The 2138-nt window shown below is 64.9% G+C and carries 2 protein-coding genes; one reads left to right on the top strand and one right to left on the bottom strand.

Annotated features, from left to right (window positions below; all coding sequences use genetic code 11):
• Positions 1 to 107 precede the first annotated feature (107 nt).
• Positions 108 to 659 (top strand): hypothetical protein, encoded by a 552-nt coding sequence (locus JMF90_RS34550; RefSeq protein WP_011548905.1) that lies wholly within the window; start codon positions 108 to 110, stop codon positions 657 to 659.
• Positions 660 to 1323: 664 nt separating this feature from the next.
• On the opposite strand, the gene JMF90_RS34545 is transcribed toward JMF90_RS34550, so the two are convergent.
• A partial coding sequence (locus tag JMF90_RS34545; protein ID WP_201326113.1) for a GNAT family N-acetyltransferase occupies positions 1324 to 2138 on the bottom strand: 815 nt, incomplete at its 5' end.

Below are 2138 nucleotides of genomic sequence, written 5' to 3'. Positions count from 1 at the left end.
CCCGCGGTGGCCGATGCGCGATGTCGCATCGGCTACCCGCGGCGCTACGCTAGAATAGCGGCCCTCTCAAAAACTACGGCGGCCGGTTGTCGCGGCCGTCGTGTCCGATGGATGTCATGGCCAAACTTCTGAACGATCAAGAATTCCAGCGTTTCTCCGAACTTCAGCAGAAGCAGGCAAGCTTCACGATCACGCCCGAGGAAGCGGACGAGCTGCGCGACATCGTCGCGCGCGCGCAGAAGAAGCGCGACGATCGTGCCGCCGCAATGCAGGCGATCGAGAACTACATCGAGCAGTTCGACATCACGCCTGACGAACTCTTCTCGCCCGAGCAGATCGGCGACGCGGCGCGTACCTACGGGCTCATCACGGCGACCAAGAAAGAACGCACGCTGCCGCCGTCGATCACGTTCAACGGCAAGCCGTACCAGTGGACCAAGACGCTTCCGGACGACGTGCGCAGCGCACTGTTCGACGCGTTCACGTCCGGCGAGTCGGTCAAGCGCTTCATCGCGATGCCGAAAGACACCGCGCGCTGCGCGCTGACGATCGCCCGCCTCGAGCGCGAAACCGGTGCGGTCTATGCTGATCCGCACCTCGAGGAACTCGCGATTTCGCGCGACCAGGTGAACGACGCGGCGTCGAAACTCGCTGCGTGAATGTAATCACGGGCACGGTTCCTGCGTGCCCGTACCCCCGCGTGACGCCGGCATTGGCCGGCGCCGCCCCCGCGGGAGCCGTGCATTCGCATGCTCCCGAAAAAGCTCACCTCAGCATCCCGCAAGCGCTCACCACAGCCTCCCGTAAAAGCTCACCCAAGGCTCCCGGAGACGCTCACTGACGCCTCCCGAACGTCCTCACCGATCGCTCCCGCAAGTGCTCACCGGGGCGTCCCGGAAAGGCTCACCGCCCTCTCCCGCAGGTGCTCACCGGCCGTTCCCGGGAAGGCTCACCGAAGGCTCCCGTATCGGCTCACCACGCTGTCCCGGAAAAGCTCACTCGCCGCTCCCGAAAAGTCTCACCTTGATGACGGCTTCGAATTTGCAAGGCCGGAATATGGCCACGCACGTGTGCAAGCACATCGCTTGAAACGGCTACCGAGGGTGAACGCAGGATGAATGTCGGCAGCACGTGACGAGCATCGCAGGACATCGCGCGCTTCGCGGTATCGCTGCGATCGACGGGTTCGACACGTTCGCAAGCGCTTCACGCGGGAGGCTGGCTCAAAAGCTTTGCATTCCTGAGTTAACTTCCGACATGGCGAAACGTCAGGACGCATTGCCGCCATGCGCTACCCTCGAGCATCGAACCACAGGGTGACGCCTACGGCTGCAACTTCATCCTGAAACCCACGACGCCGGGTTCCTCCGTCGTCGACACCGCAAACCCGCATGATTTCGCGAGCGAGATCATCGCCGAATTCTCGCGCAGCGCCTCGCCGACCATCCAGGCGGTGCCGCGCGAGCGGGCGTAGTCGATGATGCGGGTCATCATCAGCCGGCCGAGCCCCTTGCCCTTTTGATCGGGCCGTACCGCGATCGCGAACTCCGCCGTCTCGTTGTCGGGATCGGCAACCGCACGCGCCACCGCGAGCGTATGGTCGCGCCCCGACACATCGGTAAACGACACGATGAAAGCCATCTCGCGGTCGTAGTCGATCTGGGTCATGCGCGCCACCTGTGAATGATCGAAGCTGCGCACCGCGCCGAAGAAACGCATCCGCAGATCTTCCGGCGTCATCGCACCGAGCAGTTCGTTGTGTGCGGCCTCGTCCTCCGGACGGATCGGACGGATCGTCACCGTCTCGCCACGCCACTCGAGTGTCTGCTCGAGGTGTCGCGGATACGGCATGATCGCGAGCCGGCTGCGCCCCGAGGCGAGCGTGATGCGCGGCGCGATCACCCATGCGCGGTCGGACAGCACGCGCAGCGTGACCGACATCGCCACCACTTCCCGCACGTCGCAGACGACCTGCGACAGCGCCGTCAGCGCGTCGAGCGTCGGCTCGACGGGCGTGCTGCGCGCATACGGCGAGCGCTCCATCACCGCGCGGGCGAGCACGGTGTTCAGCGGCGGCAGGCCGTAGACGACGAACGGCGCCGATACGCCGTCCGCAGGCGGCACGGCATAGCGAAACA

It is taken from the genome of Burkholderia sp. E168m23 (genome assembly GCF_016586125.1).
Classification (GTDB): Bacteria; Pseudomonadota; Gammaproteobacteria; order Burkholderiales; family Burkholderiaceae; genus Burkholderia; species Burkholderia orbicola.
This window is presented reverse-complemented; position numbering and strand designations above follow the sequence as displayed.

What these genes read in the sequence shown, in the direction of transcription:
- JMF90_RS34550 (WP_011548905.1), top strand. Translation starts at nt 108, where the DNA reads ATGGATGTCATGGCCAAACTTCTGAACGATCAAGAATTCCAGCGTTTC.